Origin of the sequence: Streptomyces sp. NBC_00464, assembly GCF_036013915.1 — a bacterium.
Lineage (GTDB): Bacteria > Actinomycetota > Actinomycetes > Streptomycetales > Streptomycetaceae > Streptomyces.
Genome location: NZ_CP107899.1, coordinates 1,286,126 through 1,303,938 on the forward strand (window position 1 = coordinate 1,286,126; position 17,813 = coordinate 1,303,938).

Consider the following 17,813-nt stretch of genomic DNA (forward strand, 5'->3'; position numbering starts at 1 on the left):
ATCGGGGCGGTGCGGCGGGCAGCCGTTCCCGCCACCCGGCCATCCACACCCTGGGACGGACATGGCGCTCTTCGACAACCCCGTGATACCCGGCTTCAGTCCGGACCCGAGCATCTGCCGGGTGGGCGACGACTACTACGTGGCGACGTCCAGCTTCGAGTACGTGCCCGGGGTGCCCCTGTGGCACAGCCGCGACCTGGTGAACTGGCGGCTGATCGGCCACGCGCTGGACCGTCCCGGCCAGTTGGAGCTGCCGGATACGGTCCCGGCCTCGTGCGGGGTGTACGCGCCCACCCTGCGGCATCACGACGGCCGCTTCTGGATGATCACGACCGTGGTCACCGATGCCGGAACCGTCCTGGTCACCGCGGAGGATCCCGCCGGCCCCTGGTCGGATCCCGTTCCGGTCGGCATACCCGGCATCGACCCCGATCTGGCCTGGGACGAGGACGGCACCTGCTGGTGCGTGTACTCGGACGACGGCATCCGCGGGGTGCGCATCGATCCGGAATCGGGCAAGGCGCTGGGCGAGCCGGTGGCGTTGTGGTCGGGCAGCGGGCTGCAGTACCCCGAGGGGCCGCACCTGTACCGGATCGGCGACTGGTGGTACCTGCTGCTTTCGGAGGGCGGCACCGAACGCGGCCACGCGATGTCGGTGGCCCGCACCCGCAGCCTGCCGGGGCCGTTCGAACCGCACCCGGACAACCCCGTGCTCTCCCACCGGAGCACCGGCCACCCCGTGCAGAACGTCGGCCACGGGGACCTCGTACAGGCACAGGACGACACCTGGTGGATGGTGCTGCTGGGCACCCGGCCACGCGGCGACACCCCGAAGTACCACGGGCTGGGCCGGGAGACGTTCCTGGCGCCCGTGCGCTGGGAGGACGGGTGGCCGCTGCCGGGACCGGTGGACCTGCGGGCCGAGGCCCCCGCCCTGTCGCCGCACCCATGGCCGGACGAGCCGGAGCGGGACGACTTCGACTCCCCCGCGCTCGCGCCGTGCTGGGTGTCACCGAGGCGGCACGACCCGGCCGCCGTGCGCCTCGACGAGCGACCGGGGCACCTGGTGCTGCACGCCCACGCGGACAGCCTCGACCTGCCTGGCGCACTCTTCGTGGGGCGGCGCCAGCGGGACCCGGACTGCACCGCCCGTACACGGGTCGAGGTCGGTCCGGGAGGCCTGGGCGGGCTCGCCGTACGGCTCGACGAGGCGCACCACTACCGGGTGGAGACCGACGACTCCGGCCTGGTCCGCGCTGTCGCCAGGATCGGTCCGCTGTGCCACACCGTGGCCGAACGCGCCCTGCCGCCGGGTCCGGTGACGCTACGGATCGACGTCACCACCACCGTGGTCCTGCCCCCCTCCGTCACGGACCCGGGGGCGACGGCCCCGCCCGGCCTCCGCGTCGGCGGGCCCGACACCCTCCACCTGGGGTACGAGACGGCCGGGGGCGACTTCGAGATCCTGGCCGCGCTCGACGGCCGCTACCTCAGTACGGAGGTGGCCGGGGGCTTCACCGGCCGAGTCGTCGGCATGTACGCGACCCGGGGCAGCGCGGCCTTCGACTGGTTCGGCCTGCGTCCGGCCTGACGCCGGGGGCGGGGTCGGGGCGGGGGCGGCGACACGCGTTCGCCCCCGCCCCTGCTGTGCGGCGTTCAGAAATGCTGGTTCACCGGCCAGACCGCCGCCGGGTCGCAGTGGGCCGGGCACGCCATCAGGTAGATCTCGTTGCCGAGGAACAGTCCGTAGGTATCGGCCCCTACGCTGTAGGGCTGTTCCGGCAGGCCGGGACGGACCGCGAACTCCGTGTATTCCGGCACCTGGCAGAGGTACTCCAGACCGGCGCCACAGGCGCAGGTGTAGGACTCGGGGCCCTGCGCCCAGGACGGCGTACCGCCCAGCTTGAATCCCTGCGCTCCGATGCCCCGCGGGTCGGGGACGTCATCGAAGGGCCGCAGCGTCAACGGCAGTGCGCATACGGAAGGTTCGGACTCGGCAGCCGGAAGATCCGCCTGCCGCTGGAGCAGAATGCGCCAGAAGGGCCGCGGGTAGGGCGGCTGCGGAGCGTCCCAGTACCGGGGCACGAGCCGCCCGCCGGCCAACCCGGGATCGGCCGCTTCGTTGTGCGCACCGCAGTGGAACACCAGCAGGTGGTCCCCGCCGAAGGGTTCCAGATCCGCGGGCACATCGAGCTGGAAGAACAGCGCCAGCCGCTCCCCGCAGAAACACACGGGCCACTCCTGCCCGGGATCGAGGAAGGGCCAACCGCCCACCGAGTCCCTCGCCGGCCGGTCCAGCGGTCCGGCTCCGACCTCGATGGCGTGCGCGGGCAGCGCCGCCCGGGGATTCCCTGCATCCTGTCCGTTCATCCGCTCACCCTAGAACCGCCCTGTGACAGCCGACCCCGGGCGATCAGGCCTGACGGTGACGGGCGTGGGCGCGATGTCCAGGCTGTCCTGGATGAGCCGAACGGGCGGTGTCCCGCACCCTTCGCGCCGATGGATTCCGCAGCCGCCGCTCCGACTTACGCGATATGCTGATGCAGATAGTGCAAGCGACTTGCAAAATGAGGAGGGTCATGGCTACTCGGGCGACCGACGCCGGGACGAACCAGAGCGTCGAACGAGCAGTCTCGGTGCTGCGCGCACTCGACTCCGGCCGCGCCGAACTGCGCGTCTCCGACGTCGCCGAAGTCACCGGGCTGGGATCCTCCACCACCTCCCGCCTGCTGTCCACCCTCGAACGCCTCGACATGGTCGAGCGCGACCCGGTCAGCAACCTCTACCGGCTCAGCCTCGGCATCCTCCCCCTCGCCGCCACCGCCACCAATCGACACCCGGTCCACCGGGCCGCCCGCATGGTCCTCCAGGACCTCGCCACCCGCACCGGGCTGGGGGCCAACGTCGCCATCCGCCGCGACACCGAGCTGATGTTCCTGTGCAACTTCGAGGGGACGCGCGCCCCGAAGTCGTACACCCAGGCCGGCCACACCGCCCCGCTGCACGCCACCAGCATCGGCAAATGCCTGCTCACAGGCCTCACGCCCAAAGAGCGCCGCACACTGCTTCCCGAACCGCTCACGGCACACACCGACTACACGACCACCAGCCACGACCTCCTCGACACCGAGATCGACACCGTGCGCCGTACCGGCTACGCCATCGAAGCCGAGGAACGCGCCCTGGGCCGCGCCTCCCTCGCCGCACCGGTCCGTGACGCCTCGGGCGATGTCGTGGCCGCCATCTCCCTGTGGGGCCCCACCTCCCTCCTCGGCAGCCAGACCGAGGCGGAGGGGCAGCGCCTCGCACTGACCCGCGAGGTCATCGAAGCCGCCGACGCCATCAGCCAGGCGCTGGGCGCGGTCTGAGACACCCACCGAAACCCGGAAAGGGGGCCCGGTAGCAGGTCGTCCGACCTGCTACCGGGCCCCCTTCCTTCCGCGTGCCTACGCTCCGTACGCCTTGAACGCGATCACGTGCGCGTGCGGAGCCCCGTGCGTCGCGTCCACCACGAGGCGCAGGGCGTCGGTGCTCACGGGCCCGCCTTCCGCACCGCGCAGATCGTGCACGCGGTGGCGGCGGCGGTTGTCCGTCACCGTCAGCAGGGTGCGCCAGGTGCCGTCGGGCTCGCGGCTCTGGAGGCGGTAGTCGCGGACCAGTTCCGGCATCACCTCGAAGGGGGTGCGGTGGCGGTGCAGGTTGTTGAGGTACTCGTCGACGTCGTCGTCGAACACCACGCGCGCCTCGGTGAGCCGACGCGCCGTGTCCCAGTCGAGGCGTAGCCACTGCGCCGCGGCGTCCGGGTCGGCCAAGGGCTGGGACGACCACATCTGCGGTCCGCCGTAGGGGCGCTGGAAGCCGCCGACGGCCCGTTCGGGCAGGAACGCCGCGGTGGCCGGGGTGGCGCGGAAGCCGAAGGTCCGGCGGCGCAGGCCGCGGGCCTGCCACTCCAGGACCAGCTGGCCGTCCTCCTCGGGAATGTCGTGGTCGACGGCCAGGTCGCCCTCGGCCCTGCTGCGCAGCGCGAGAACACCGGCGGTGCGCACGGGCACGAGGACCAGTGCCGCGCCCGGACAGGCGCGCACGATCAGGACGACGTTCTCCGGGGTGTCCGGGCGGTGGCCAAGGCGGGCCGTGACCCAGTGGGGACCGCCGGCCGGCACGGTCACCGTGGTGGTGAGCAGGTGGTCGACGGGGACGGCGTTCTCGCGGCGGCCGGTGCTCCACAGTTCCACGGTGAGTTCACTCGGCCGCTCGCCCTGGGCGCCGTGGACCAGCAGGTCGACCGTGTCGAGCGCGGGGTCGGCCGGCAGCAGCAGCCCGAGGTCGCGGGTGAGCGGGTACGGCTCGCCGGGCGCGGCCGGCGTCGGCTCCGCGGCCAGCCGGCTCAGGTGCGAGGAGGCGCTCACCCGGGCCGCGCGGGCCAGGTTGTCGGGGTCGTCGTCGGACAGGCCGATCACCGAGGCGTCCTGCCGCAGCAGCGTGCGGCGCACCAGCTCGGGGCGCTCGGCGGCGAGCTCGCGCGGGCCGATGCCCTCGGCGACGCACAGCGCGGCGGCCGTGCCCGCGGCCTCGCCGAGCGTGGCGCAGGTGGCCATCACCCGGGTGGCGCCGAAGGCGATGTGGGTGGCGGATATGTTGCGCCCGGCGAACAGGAGGTTCGTGACGTTCGCCGAGTACAGGGAGCGCAGCGGGATGTGGAAGATGCCGTCCGCGTAGCGCTGGCGGGCGCCGGGCTCGTCGGCGTACATCCCCTGCACCGGGTGGAGGTCGACGGACCAGCCGCCGAAGGCGACGCGGTCGTCGAACTGCCGCTGCTCCAGGACGTCCTGCTGGCTCAGCATGTGGTCGCCGAGGAAGCGGCGGTACTCGCGCTTGCCGGGGAGGCTGCCGACCCACTCCAGCGTCAGGTTCTCTGCGTCCGGGAACTCGCCGGAGTTCTTGATGTGGTCCCAGATGCCCATGACCACGGACTGCAGTTCGTCGCGGATCCGCTCGTTGTCGTGGACGGTGTCGAGTTCGCCGCCCCACTCGATCCACCAGTAGTCACAGCCGTTGTCGCCGGTGCGCAGCACACGGTTGCGCAGGATGGGCGTGGTGGTGAGGTCGCGGGCGGACTCGGGCGCGACGAACTTCACCGGCCGGCCGAGGTCCTTGGTGTGGAACAGGATCGTCGACCCGAGCAGCGCCTCGTCCCCCTCCTCGGGCGCCCAGGGCTCACCGAACTCCGCACGCGCCTCGCGGCCGATGCGGTAGTGGGCGCCCGCGAGGTGGCCGAGGAGGCCGTCGCCGGTGCAGTCGAGGAACTGACGGGCATGGAAGGTGATGCGCCGCTCGGAGCCCATCATCCAGCCGGTGCAGGAGTGCAGCTCGCGCGCGTCGTCCGGGCCGCTCGCGTCGACTTCCCGTACGTCGGTGTTGAGGTACAGGTCGATGTTCGGTTCGGCCCGGACCGCGTCGAGGACCACCTGGTCCCAGTAGTACGGGTTCCCCTCGGGGTTGCGGTACTGGTTCTCGGTGTACAGCTCGCCCATGATGCCGGTCTCCCGGGCCCAGCGGTGCACGCCGTGGGCGGTGGCTCCGCAGACCCAGACCCGGACCTCGCTGCTGGCGTTGCCGCCCAGTACCGGCCGGTTGTTGACCAGGGCGACGCGTCGGCCCAGCCGGGCCGCGGCGATGGCTGCGCAGGTCCCCGCCAGGCCGCCGCCGATGACGGCGATGTCGTAATGGACCTCTTCTTCCCGCACGGGGCGGCCTCCTCGGTGTGAAGCACGGATTCTCTCCGCCACAGCGGAGCGACCATGAACGTACATCACATCCATATTGTGCAACTACTGTTCAGTCAGTGGGATCTGTTGTAAGTTTCCGGCGCAGCCAACGATGCCGTCGGCGAGGGCTACCGTTCGCGTTCACGGCAGGTCACCGACCTCGTCGGTTCTGCACAGAACCGACGATTCACCGACCAAAAGGGTTGACGTCCTCGCACGATATGGAGAACGATCCCGCATGCTGCAACTTGTATTCAGTGCGGCAGCATGACCTTCACACAGGGCCTCGGCCGGCGCACGGGACGGCGCGGCTCACGGCTCACGTCCGGCCGCATCGACTCCGCCCAGCGGAGCGCAGCCACCGTGGCACGCCCTGCACCACCGCTCCCGCCCCGTTCGAGAGGACTGATCCATGAGTACGGCCGCACCTCCACGGAAGGCCGCTCCACATCGTGAGCGGACCGGTGGACGACTCTCCAACGGCGCGTTCGCCCTGCTGCTCACCGCGCCGGGGATCGCCCTGTTCGCGACGATCATCATCTATCCGCTGGTGTCGGCCCTGTTCACCGGCTTCTTCAAGCAGGACCTGCGCCTGCCGGGACGGGAGTTCGTCGGCCTCGACAACTTCGCCTACTGGCTGGACGGCGACTTCCTCACCATCCTCAAGCAGACCCTGGTCTTCACCGTCGGTGCGACGCTCGTCCCCTTCGTGCTCGGGTTCGCGCTCGCGCTCGCGCTGAACTCGGGCCTGAAGGGCAGCGGCTTCATGCGCGGCCTGTTCCTGTTCCCGTGGGTGATCCCGGGTGTGGTGGTCTCCTTCCTGTGGATGTGGATCTTCAACGCGAACTACGGCGTGCTGAACGGCATCCTCATGGACACCGGGATCATCGACGAGTCCGTCTCCTGGCTCGGCCGGCCGGGCACCGCGATGCTCGCCGTCATCATCACCAAGACCTGGGCGAGCTTCCCCTGGATGATGGTGATGCTCCTGGCCGGTCTGCAGACCGTGCCCAAGGAGCTGCACGAGGCGGCCTCGATCGACGGGGCCGGCGCGATCCGGCGCTTCTTCGCCGTCACCTGGCCCCAGGTGCGCGGGGTCGCCTCGATCGTGCTGCTCCTGGAGTTCATCTGGAACTTCCAGCACTTCGACACCATCTACGTGCTCACCGGCGGCGGGCCGGCCGGAGCCACCGAGACCTTCGCCACCGCGGTGTACCAGACCGCCTTCAAGGGCTTCGACATCGGCCGGGCGACCGCGCTGGGCGGCCTGTGGATGCTGCTCCTGCTCCTCCTGGTCGCCGTCTACCTCAGGATCACCGAGCGGAAGGGCGACGCCTGATGACCTCCACGACCTCCACCCCGCTGTCCGGCACCGGCCGGCTGAAGCAGTCCGCCACGTCCGCCGGGAACACCTCGCGGCGCCGGATACGCAAGGACCTGCTCCGCTCCCGGATCGCCGCCTGGACCGCGATCCTGGTGATCGGCGCCTTCGGCCTCCTGCCGGTCTACTGGCTGCTGGCCACCGCCCTGAGCAGCCCCGAGGACGCGTTCCAGTTCCCGCCGAAGCTGATACCCACACACATCACCTTCAGCAACTTCACGGCCCTCGCCGACAACGACCAGCTGATCAAGTACATGATCAACTCGCTCGTCGTGGCCTCGATCACCGCCGTACTGAGCGTGGTCGTCGCCACGTACATGGGCTACTCGTTCTCCAAGTTCCGCTATCGCGGACGGCGCTCGCTGATGCACATGGTGCTGGCCTCCCAGATGTTCCCCCAGGCGCTCCTGCTGGTGACGCTGTACGCCGTCTTCTCCAGCTTCGGCCTGCTGAACACGTACACCGCCCTGGTGCTGTCCTTCACCACGTTCACGATGCCGCTGTGCGTCTGGATGCTGAAGGGCATCTTCGACACCATCCCGGACGCCCTGCTGGAGGCCGCGTCCATCGACGGCGCTTCCCGGTGGCGGACGCTGCACTCCATCGTGGCGCCGCTGGCCGCGCCCGGAATGATCGCCGCCGGGCTGTTCGCCTTCGTCCGCGGCTGGAACGACTTCATCTTCGCGGTGACGCTGGCCGACAAGGAGAAGCAGACCCTGCCGCCCGGGCTCGTCTCCACCTACATCGGTGAGTTCCAGGCCGCCTGGCCCGAGCTGATGGCCGCCTCGCTCGTGGTGTCCATCCCGGTCGTCGTCGCCTTCATGTTCCTGCAGCGCTACCTCGTCGGCGGCATGACCGCCGGCTCGGTGAAGTAGCCGGGCCGCACGGGCTCCTGCCGCACCCTCCCCCACGCTCCTCCCCTTCCGCCCACTCCCCATGGAGAAACCATGACCACCTCTGGCATCAGCCGCCGCGGCGCGCTGCGCATGTTCGGCATCGGCGCCCTCGGTGTGGCCGGCGTCGGCGCGCTCGGTGCCTGCGCGCCGTCCCCTTCCAACTCCGGCAGCTCCTCCAACGGAGGCGACACGAAGTCCAAGGACTTCGACTTCACCTCCTGGTCGCTCAACGAGGAGGCCGCCAGACCCTCGATCGAGAAGATCATCGCCGCCTGGGAGAAGGCCGAGAAGTCCAAGGTCCGCGCGGTCTCGTACCCGTACAACGAGTACCTCAGCCAGCTCACCCTCAAGCTCGGCGGCGGTGAGACCACCGGCGCGATACACCTCGACATCGCCTGGCTCGCCGCGGTGGCGCAGATGGGCAAGCTCGCCGACCTCGGTTCCGTGGCCCCGAAGGGCGGCTACACCGATGTGGCGCTGAAGAGCGGCGTGTACGACGGCAAGCAGTACGGCCTGCCGTGGAACACCGGCTCGATCGGGGTGATCGCCAACTCCAAGCTCCTGGAGAAGGCCGGCATCAAGAAGCACCCGACCACCGTCGAGGAGTTCGAGGACGCGCTCCGGGCGCTGAAGGGGCTCGGCGGCGGGGTCGTGCCCTACGCCGCCGCCACCAAGGTCGCGCAGCTCAAGGACATCTTCCCGTGGATGCAGACCTTCGGCTGCACGCTCATGGACGGCCAGAAGGTGACCATCGGCGACGACGCCTCCGTCGACGCGGTCACCTGGTACAAGAAGCTGCACGACGCGCGGCTGATCGCCGCAGACGTGGACCGCTTCGACGCGCGCGCCCTGTTCGGGCAGGGGAAGGCCGCGTTCTACGACGACGCCGTCATCGGCAAGGGCGTGACCTCGGCCCAGTCCAAGGACAAGACACTGGCCGACGCGATGCAGCCGATGCAGCGCCCGGTGCTGCGTTCCGGTGACAGGCCGCAGGCGCTGCTGTGGGGCGGTGTGATCGCGATCGTCAACGGCAAGGGACAGGACGCGGCCACGCAGTTCGCGCTGCACACCACCTCCGACCTGGCCACCACCTCGGAGTACTTCGCGACGCGGGCCCTGCCGCCGTCCACCACGGCGGGCCTGGCCGACCCGAAGGTCGCCAAGGACACGTTCACCACCGAGTGGACCGAGAAGATCACCAAGACGGCGACGGGCAGCCCGTTCTGGCAGTTCGCGCAGAACGCGCAGATCGAGGAGGCCGTGGCCAAGCAGGTCCAGGCCGTCCTGGTCGGCAAGTCGAAGCCGAAGGACGCGATGAAGAAGGCCGGCGAGGAGGTCGCGGCGCTCATCAAGCGCTGAGACGGCACGCGGCGGCCCGGGGCCCGGTGAAGGGGATCAGCCTTCACCGGGCCCTTCGCCATGCGGTGAAGGCGGAACAGCCTTCACCCAGCGCCCTTCACCAAGCCGCATACAACTTCCCCCTGAAGTATCTCGAATCCTCATTGTGCAATCTCTATTCACGATGTGGGATCTGTTGTAAATTTCCGGCGCAGCGGAGGGACGGACCGCCCCCTGGGCCGCTCCCGTCCCCCCACCATCACGCCCGCGAAGGAGCTCACCTTGCGACGTCCCACGGCACGCGCGTACGCCGCCTCGGCCGCGGCCCTGGCCGCCCTGCTCACGCCCGGCCAGGCGGCCGCCCAGGCCACCGGCACGGACCGCGCAGCAACCGCGGCGACGGTGATCGAGAAGGTCCCGTACGCGATGGACTCGTCGAACCAGGCCGCCTGGTGGACGCCGGCCGCCACCTACAAGGGCCGCGGCCAGTACACGTACTTCGCGTTCAACGAACCCGGCTCGACGGCCGCCACGCACCGTCCGGCCATCGCGCGGCGCGACCCGGACGGCGTGTGGAGCCGCCTGCCGCTGCTCGCCACGAACGGACAGCAGGCCGAGTTCCCCGACGACAACGGCCACAACCAGCCCTCCGTCGCACGCGACGGCAGCGGCCGTCTGCACGTGTTCACCTCCATGCACGCCAACCCGTGGCGCTACTTCCGCACCGACGCCCCCGGCGGGGACGTCACGGACCACTCGGCCGAACTGCCCGACCAGGGCGAGGCCATCACCTACCCGGTCGTGACCACCGCGCCCAACGGCGATCTGTACCTGGCCGCCCGCGTCGGCGCCGGATCCGACCAGCGCCCCGGCAAGCTGTACCGCTGGGACAACGCCGCATCACGCTGGAGCGTGGTCGCGACCTTCGCCGGCGCGCTGAACCGCTCCGTGTACCCCGACGACCTGGCGGTGGACGCGGCCGGGCGCGTACACCTCCTGTACGAGTGGGCCAAGGCTCCTGCGACCGCCTTCCGGCACCAGCTCTCCTACCTCCGCTACGACCCGTCGACCGGCGCCTTCGCGGACAGCACGGGGGCGGCCGTCACCACGCCGGTGACCCCCGCCACGTCCGACGTGATCCAGGAGCTCACCACGGGTGAGGAATGGAGCATCGACAACGCGTACACGGGACCGGCGGTGCAGAGCGCCAAGCTCACCCTCGACGGTTCCGCACCGAAGGTCGCCTACCGCTACCGCTCCGCCGACAGCGGCGGCAACTTCCGTGTGTACTACGCGTATCCGAGCGGCAGCGACTGGATCCACCAGACCGTGTACGCCGGCGGCCCGACCACCGCGGCCCTCGGCATCACCTGGGACGAGACGGACGCCGGGCGGGTCTACTACGTGACGGGCTCCGGCACCGACCGCGTCTTCGCCGCGACCCGGCCGGGCACCACATGGACGTCGCAGTCGGCCGCTCCGGGCGTGAGCGCGGACCGGCTCGCGGTGCGGCGCGACTCGGACGGGAACGACGTGCTGTACCTACCGGACACTGCGCACAACTCGCTCTATTACGGGCTCCGTTGAGCCCCTGCTCCCCCGCGCCCCCGGTAGCGGGAATGCGGTGCGCATGACGCACCGGTGACCGGTGACCGGCCTACTGCCGGGCCGGCCCGGCCCGGCAGTGACTGTGCTGCTGGGCCGGCCCGGGGCGCAATGGCCGCGGACCGGCCGGGCGGCGTCGATGGCGACCAGCCGGCGAAGGTGGCGAGAACGCCGGGGTTCGCAGGCGCCGCCCTGGTTGTCGAGGATCACACCGAGCCGGTTGGGGCCCACGTCGCGGCGCGCCGACCGTGCGAGGTCGCACACCGGACCGGACGCGCAGTGCGCTCGCAGCGTTCCAACAGGCTTGAGAAACAGGCGACTTGAAGCACCTGCTGGACTTGATCGCCCCGGACGTAGCACTGCTGACCGACGGCGGCGGAGTCGTACGGGCCGCACAGGTCAACGGCAACCCGACCCTGATCCTGCGTACGGGCGGCGAGATCGACTCCGTCCTGGCGGTACGCCTCGAAGGCGGCCTCATCACCGGGCTCTACGCCGTCCGCAACCCTGAGAAGCTGTCCCGCGTCGACCGGGAGACCGCCCTGGGCCGCTGAGCCGGGCGGCGCACCCGGTCAGCCCGGAGCCCGTCATGGCCGTCACGCCTCGGCTGCGGTGTCCCGGATCAGCGGCTCGAACTCCCGCCGCACGTAGGCGTCGAACGGCGCCGTCAGCGCGCCGTCGATCACTCGCCGGACCCCGTGTTCCGCCGCGATCCGCTTGAGCGCCGCACGGGGGCCGGGCTCCACTCCCCCGCCGATGATCAGCACCCCGAACTCCTCTGCCTCCAACAGCGTTCGGGCCTCCGCGTCGGTACTCACTCCTTCGGCGTGGAATCCGTCCGCGCGCAGCGTGGACAGCACATCCGTCACCCTGGCGGGCGTCCTCCCCAGCACCAGTGTCCTCATGGTCGTTCCTCTCGTGTACGTCGGCATCGGTGCGTCCGAACCTAGAACCACAAGCGCAGTTGAGGTCAATTCCGGTTCCGGGCTTGCCCCAACCCCTTCGAACCCGATGGGGGGCGCACGAGCGGCACACGTGTGCCCCCACCGGGGTAACGGCCCCCCGATTCACGGGAGTAGCGCCCCTCACCTGCGGAAAAGGAAACGGGAAACAGCACCGTTCACCTTGTCCGCCCGGCTGCGGCTGCCGCACTCTTTCCTGCGAACGCCTTCGCCCGGACGGACGTTCTGGAGGTTCCCGTGCCACAGCCGTCCACCGGGTTCGGCGAGGAGCTGAGGAGGCGTCGTCTGGACGCAGGACTCAGTCTCACCGCACTGTCTGCCGCCGTGCACTACAGCAAGGCGCAGCTGAGCAAGGTCGAACGAGGCATCAAGGCACCCAGCCGCGATCTCGTCCGACTCTGCGACGCCGCCCTCCGGGCCGACGGAGCACTTGTCGCCCTGTCCACGGGACCCGCTACCGACACACCGCCTGTGCAGACGCCCGACGGATTCACCGAGGAGGAGTGGACCATGCAGTTGTCACCGGACGGCCCGAGCTGGTTCCAGCCCGTGGGACGGCGACAGGTCGTGGGGGCCGGCGCCGCGTCGTTGATGAAATTACCCATGGGCGGCCCCGGCCCGATCACCCCGTCTGCGGGTGCGGGAATGCTGGAAGCGTCCCGTTCCCTGTTCACCCACTACCGGCGTCTGGGGCAGGGCGTCGAGCCCGGGTTCCTGCTTCCCGGCCTGATCGCCCAGACCCACACGCTGCGGGAACTGTCCGCGCACGTCGACGCCGGCACCCGCCGGGATCTGCTGGCGCTCGGCTCCCGGTATGCCGAATACGTGGGCTGGCTGATGCAGGAGACAGGGGACGAGCCTGCGGCCCTGTGGTGGACGCAGCGTGCGGTGGATCTGGCAGCTGCCGGCGGCGACCGCACCCTGAGTGGCTACGCGCTGGTCCGCAGGGCCCTGATCACGCTGTACCAGGACGACGCGGCTCAGACGGTCGTCCTGGCGCAGCGGGCACAGAGTGGCACGCTGCCACCGCGGATCCGCGGACTGGCGGCGCAACGTGAGGCTCAAGGGCATGCGCTGGCAGGAGACCGTGACGCCTGCCTGCGTGCTCTGGACCGTGCCCGTACGTTCCTGGCCCGCCAGGACGGCGGCGCCGGCGCACCGGTGATCGGCAGCATGCACCTGCCCGACTCGGTCGGCATGGTCACCGGCTGGTGCCTGGTCGACCTCGGCCGCCCGCGGGAGGCAGCCGAGGAACTGGACCGGCAGCTCGCCCTGGTCTCCCGGGACGCGGTCCGCACCCAGGTGCGCTACGGCGTACGCCGGGCGTTGGCCTATGCGTCGGGCGGCGAGATCGATCACGCCTGTGCGGTGACGGAGCCGCTGCTCGACGGGGTGGCCGCGGTCCGGTCCGCGACCGTCACGATCGACCTTCGGCGCCTCGCCCGCCTCCTGGCCCGCCACCCGAATCACTCTGCCGTACGCCGGCTCGCTCCGCGGCTCGGCACCTTGACGCGCCCTCCCACTTCCTGACGAGAGGCTTCGACATGACCGACGTATTCATCAACTACCGCACAGGGGACGGCGAGAAGACCGCCGCCCTGATCGACCAGGAGCTGTCGCGCCGCTTCGGCAGCGACCGGATCTTCCGCGCATCGAAGTCCATCGCCCCCGGCCGGGCCTATCCCGACGAACTGCTGACCGGTCTGCATCGCAGCGCGGTTCTCCTGGCTGTCATCGGCCCCGACTGGACGAACTTCCAGAAGCGGCTGCGCGATCCGGAGGACTGGGTCCGTAAGGAGATCATGGAGGCGTTCGCCCGCGAGCTTCCCGTCATCCCCGTACTGGACGGCAGAAAGACCGACCGGCTGAACGCGGGCGACCTGCCTGACGAGCTGGCCCGGCTCGCCGACATCCAGTCCGTACCGTTCAGCACACAAGACGCCGAGACGGGGCTGAAGCGCCTCGGTGACGTGGTGGCCGACATGGTCCCCGGGCTGCACGACCGGGACCGGGACACCGCCTCGTCGCTCGCACCGGGCTCCGTGACCAACTCCATCGGGGACGTGAGCGGAACCGCGGTACAGAGCCGTGACTTCACCGGAGACGTCGGCGGCACCGTCATCAAGGGATCCGCCGGGCCCGTCCACACGGGTCAGGGCGACATCTACCAGAACTCCCGCCATGTGTCGGGCGGCCGGCACTTCTCCGGTAACGGGATGACCTACTTCGAGGGCAATCACCACGGCGACGTCCGGCACCGGTTCGGTGAGTCCGACGGGCACGAGGCCGACGACCGGTGAGCGAACCCAGCAGGACAACGTGGGTGACAGGCACGACCGGGCCACAGCACAACGGCAACGGGGATATCAACTTCACCGTCTTCGCCGACCAGCAGGCCATGGGCAGACCCTCCTTCACCCGTGTCGCCGACGACCAGCTCGTGTGGCTGCGGCGCGTGCTGGTCGCCCCGCCCGGCATGGGGAGAGCCCGCTCCGAACTGGTGGACACCGGCACCGTGATCCTGGACGGCGCACCCGGCAGCGGCCGGACGTGCGCGGCCCGTGTCCTCCTGCGCGAACACCACGAGGACATGGGTGCCTTCCGCGAACTCCTGCCGGAAGAGGACGGTGAACTGCCCCTCGGCGACCCGGAGCTGGTCGGAACAGGCGACCGGCTGCTGCTGGATCTGTCGGCTGCCGACCCAGCCCGGTGGGCCGCCTCCCGGGCCGACCTCTCCGCCCTCCGCAAGGCCGTGCACGAGAAGCACGCCCATCTCGTGGTCGTCATGCCGCACGGCGGAACCCTCGAAGCCGACCTCCAGCGGTACCGGGTCGAGATCCTGCAGCCGAGCCGTGATCAGGTCCTGCGGCGGCACCTGCGCATGCACGGCGTGCCGGCCGAGCAGTATCTCCGCCCCGACCCCACGGTCTCGGAGTTCCTGTACGAGGAGCGGCCGCTGCGCGAGGTCGCGGACTTCGCCGACCTGGTGCGGCGGGCACGCGAGGCCGGCGTGCCGGGCGAGGAGTTCACGCAGTGGTGCGCGGCTGCCCGAAAGGCGCAGGCCGACCGGCGGGAAGAGGTCGCCACCCTCGTCGCCACGCTACGTGACAGCTCCCAGCGCGCACTGCTGATCAGCGTCGCCATGCTCCACGGCGCTCACGCCGACGTCATCCACCATGCCGCTCAGCTCCTGCTGCGCACCGTTGGTTCGCCACCCGACGATCTCCCGCTGCTCCAGCGCAAGGATCTCGCCGAGCGCCTGGTGGAAATCTCCGCCGGTGCCGGGCAGGACGGTCACGTGCGGTTCAGGGACCTGGACTACGACTCTGCGGTCCGAACCCACTTCTGGGACCACATGCCCGACCTGCGTCAGCATCTCGGCACCTGGACCGCACGAAGCGTGGCCCTGAGCAGCCCGTACGTCACCCAGGAGCTGCGCGACGGCCTCGTGGCGAAACTTTCAGGGGAGTATCTGCGGACCGGACGCGCGGAGGAACTGGCGTCGCTGGCCGAAGCGTGGGGCTCGACGGCCACGAACAGGGCCGGGCTGGAGGCCGCCGTCCAGGCGCTCACCTGCGGTCTCGGCGATCCCGCTCACGCAAGGACCTTCCGCAGCCAGATCTACCAGTGGTGCGCCAACAAACAGCTGAGGGGAGGCTACGCCCAGGTCCTGGTCCGGGTCTGTGCCGATGTCATCGCGGCCGGCCACCCCGACCAAGCCATGCTCCGGCTGTACTACCTGGCGCACCGCGAGCACGCCGGCGCACAGCAAGCGCTGAGTGGACTGGTGGAGTCGAGCCACCGGCTGCGGCGTAGATTGCTCCACCGCCTGACACGCTCCGTACCCTCCGAGGCCGACCTCGGCATCTTCCTGCGGGTCGGCGTCGCCGAGGCGCTGACCGACCCGTATGACAACGGGCGCGCACTGGTGGAGGAGAAGAGCGTGCAGTCTTCGGTGATCACCTGCTGGCATGCCGTACTCGACCGACTGCCCCGGCCGACATGGCAACCGTACGCGGAACGCTGGCTCCATGCGTCGGTTGACGCCGGAGACAGAGGCGGCCTGCTTCTCGACATCCTCGTCGGCGCCGCCGACCGGTGCGAGGGCCGACGCGGTGCGGCTTTTGCCGCGCTTTACGCGAGCGCCCGAGATGCCGAACGCACCGCGCCCGGCGGATCCTCGCGCGCCGCGCTCACCACCGACCTGCTGCTTCAGAGAATCAGCTCAGCCCAGGGCCGCAGCCGGCCGATCACGCCGCCGCAGCCGGCATCACCCAGGGGGACCGAACAATGACCACCGGACGCAAGACGACAACCGTCTTCCTCACCATCCTGTGCGGTCTGGTGCTGACCATCCTCGGCCTGACGGAACAGTGGCCCACGTGGGCATGGCCGATCCTGGCGGCGCTCCTCCTGGCGGCCCCGGCCACGGCCTTCAGAGTTGCCGCGCTGCGCCGTGGCTCGGTGCCGGTCGCCTTCGAGGAACACCTCACGGCGCCTCCCATCGAACGCATGGAACACCACGTCAGCCGAGTGGCATTACCCAGTCGATGGGCCGACTACGACTTCCTGCTCTCCGCAACCGTTCGCTGGTACGCCGACGAAGGCTCAGGCCACGGCTGCCTGCTGAATCCGGCGGGCCTCGCCGTCGACGCCGTACTGGAACGTGCCCGGGCAATCACCGAGCAGCGGGAGCCCGGTCGGGTCTCTCTCGTCCGGCACGAGCTGAGCGGTGCGCTCAGCTCGCCGCTTCCCGACAGCACGGGTCGGCTGCAGGCCATGGCGGAGGACGTCCGGCTCACCCTGCACGAACACGACCAGGAACGCCTGGACAGCCTTGCCGGGGTGCGCAAGGACCAGGCGGTCTGGGAGCACCAGCGGAAGTACGAGCAGAGCAAGCGCAAGTACCTGGGCGAAGACGTACTCAAGGACACCGGCAGCGCCGTGGTCTGGTGGCTCGCCAAGAACGACGAACAGGTGGAGAGGACAGTGGAAGATCTCGGCCTGCTCGCCCGGCTCACATCCGCGGCCAACGACACCGACGTTCCCGAACGGCTGCAAAACCTCATCCCTCAGCCACGTGAGGAACAGGACGGCGAGGCGCCACCGGATCAACTGGTGGCCCTCCCCGACCGGGCACCGACGGCCGCGGACCACCTCGCGGACGCGCTGAACGCCCTCGGACTTGAGGACGGGGACACCCAGCGGAGGCTGCTGGCCAAACAGTTCGCGGACGCCATCAGGGACCAGGACCAGCATGAGACGGCTGACGATCTGGTGCACCGGTTCGACCCGCCGGCGGTCTTCACTCCGGACGACGGAGAGCCGACGGCCGGCACCGGCGGCGCGACCCCTCCGACACCCGGGGTCTGATCCTCAGGGAGGAAACAATGGAAACCGAGTTCGCCGCTCTCGCCCTGTCGGGAGCAACCACATTGGTCTCGCTCATGGTCACCGACTCCTGGATCCAGGCGCGTGACCTGGTCGGACGACTCTTCTCACGTATCGGTGCAGGTGACGCCACGGTCGCCGGTCTGGATGCCGACAGGGCCCGACTGCTGGCCGGGGACGCCGACGACTCGCAAGCCACCCGTGAGATCACGGAGCGATGGCACGCCGGCCTGTACCGGCTTCTCCAGACGGACTCCGCAACCATCGACGACCTGCATGACGTGCTGTCCTCCCTCCAACAGCTGGCCAGTACGCCTGCGGCCCGGCCGGTACCCGTACGGAACGCCATCAACGGCGGAGTTCAGCACGGTCCGGTGATCCAGTCGGGGCGGATCACCGGGCTCACCTTCCACGTCCAGGGCCCCGGCCTGCCCGCGCAGGACTGAGACGATTTGGCAGTGGGTCCGCTGTC

General features: G+C 70.1%; 15 protein-coding genes. 12 read left to right on the forward strand and 3 right to left on the reverse strand.

From position 1 onward, the window contains the following. Positions 1–61: 61 nt before the first annotated feature. On the forward strand, positions 62–1,591 hold the full coding sequence (locus OG912_RS05495) for a glycoside hydrolase family 43 protein (RefSeq protein ID WP_327708432.1): 1,530 nt from the start codon (positions 62–64) through the stop codon (positions 1,589–1,591). 65 nt (positions 1,592–1,656) lie between these two features. On the opposite strand, the gene OG912_RS05500 is transcribed toward OG912_RS05495, so the two are convergent. Then, on the reverse strand, positions 1,657–2,370 hold the full coding sequence (locus OG912_RS05500; RefSeq protein WP_327708433.1) for a hypothetical protein: 714 nt from the start codon (positions 2,368–2,370) through the stop codon (positions 1,657–1,659). Positions 2,371–2,579: 209 nt separating this feature from the next. On the opposite strand from OG912_RS05500, the gene OG912_RS05505 reads away from it, so the two are divergent. After that, positions 2,580–3,368: an IclR family transcriptional regulator gene (locus tag OG912_RS05505; RefSeq protein WP_327708434.1), complete on the forward strand. Its 789-nt coding sequence runs from the start codon at positions 2,580–2,582 to the stop codon at positions 3,366–3,368. Positions 3,369–3,446: 78 nt separating this feature from the next. Here OG912_RS05505 and OG912_RS05510 read toward each other — a convergent pair whose 3' ends face one another. Next, positions 3,447–5,747, reverse strand: coding sequence for an FAD-dependent oxidoreductase (locus OG912_RS05510; protein ID WP_327708435.1), 2,301 nt, complete (start codon positions 5,745–5,747; stop codon positions 3,447–3,449). A gap of 433 nt (positions 5,748–6,180) precedes the next feature. On the opposite strand from OG912_RS05510, the gene OG912_RS05515 reads away from it, so the two are divergent. The 5 genes from OG912_RS05515 (at position 6,181) to OG912_RS05535 (ending at position 11,542) form a co-directional block, all read left to right on the forward strand. Continuing rightward, entirely contained in the window at positions 6,181–7,107 is a 927-nt protein-coding gene (locus OG912_RS05515) for a carbohydrate ABC transporter permease (protein ID WP_327708436.1), read from the forward strand. Further along, positions 7,107–8,024: a carbohydrate ABC transporter permease gene (locus tag OG912_RS05520; RefSeq protein WP_327708437.1), complete on the forward strand. Its 918-nt coding sequence runs from the start codon at positions 7,107–7,109 to the stop codon at positions 8,022–8,024. Before OG912_RS05515 ends, OG912_RS05520 begins: the two co-directional genes overlap by 1 nt. A 72-nt stretch (positions 8,025–8,096) precedes the next feature. Next, positions 8,097–9,404, forward strand: a complete 1,308-nt coding sequence (locus OG912_RS05525; protein WP_327708438.1) for a sugar ABC transporter substrate-binding protein — start codon at positions 8,097–8,099, stop codon at positions 9,402–9,404. A 261-nt stretch (positions 9,405–9,665) separates the two neighbouring features. Continuing rightward, positions 9,666–10,970: a BNR-4 repeat-containing protein gene (locus OG912_RS05530; RefSeq protein ID WP_326739366.1), complete on the forward strand. Its 1,305-nt coding sequence runs from the start codon at positions 9,666–9,668 to the stop codon at positions 10,968–10,970. A gap of 338 nt (positions 10,971–11,308) precedes the next feature. Beyond that, on the forward strand, positions 11,309–11,542 hold the full coding sequence (locus tag OG912_RS05535; RefSeq protein WP_443060947.1) for a hypothetical protein: 234 nt from the start codon (positions 11,309–11,311) through the stop codon (positions 11,540–11,542). 42 nt (positions 11,543–11,584) lie between these two features. On the opposite strand, the gene OG912_RS05540 is transcribed toward OG912_RS05535, so the two are convergent. Continuing rightward, on the reverse strand, positions 11,585–11,893 hold the full coding sequence (locus tag OG912_RS05540; protein WP_327708439.1) for a hypothetical protein: 309 nt from the start codon (positions 11,891–11,893) through the stop codon (positions 11,585–11,587). Between the two features lie 294 nt (positions 11,894–12,187). Between OG912_RS05540 and OG912_RS05545 the strand changes: the two genes are divergently transcribed. From OG912_RS05545 to OG912_RS05565, 5 genes are read left to right on the forward strand one after another with little or no spacing between them, the layout of a single operon-like run. Next, positions 12,188–13,480: a helix-turn-helix domain-containing protein gene (locus OG912_RS05545; RefSeq protein WP_327708440.1), complete on the forward strand. Its 1,293-nt coding sequence runs from the start codon at positions 12,188–12,190 to the stop codon at positions 13,478–13,480. 14 nt (positions 13,481–13,494) lie between these two features. Next, complete coding sequence (locus OG912_RS05550) at positions 13,495–14,250, forward strand: toll/interleukin-1 receptor domain-containing protein (protein WP_327708441.1); 756 nt, start codon at positions 13,495–13,497, stop codon at positions 14,248–14,250. Between the two features lie 23 nt (positions 14,251–14,273). After that, a complete protein-coding gene (locus OG912_RS05555) occupies positions 14,274–16,244 on the forward strand; it encodes a hypothetical protein (RefSeq protein ID WP_327708442.1) in 1,971 nt (656 codons plus the stop codon). Continuing rightward, on the forward strand, positions 16,241–17,323 hold the full coding sequence (locus OG912_RS05560; protein WP_327708443.1) for a hypothetical protein: 1,083 nt from the start codon (positions 16,241–16,243) through the stop codon (positions 17,321–17,323). Before OG912_RS05555 ends, OG912_RS05560 begins: the two co-directional genes overlap by 4 nt. Before the next feature lie 17 nt (positions 17,324–17,340). Then, complete coding sequence (locus tag OG912_RS05565; RefSeq protein WP_327708444.1) at positions 17,341–17,787, forward strand: hypothetical protein; 447 nt, start codon at positions 17,341–17,343, stop codon at positions 17,785–17,787. Positions 17,788–17,813: the final 26 nt, after the last annotated feature.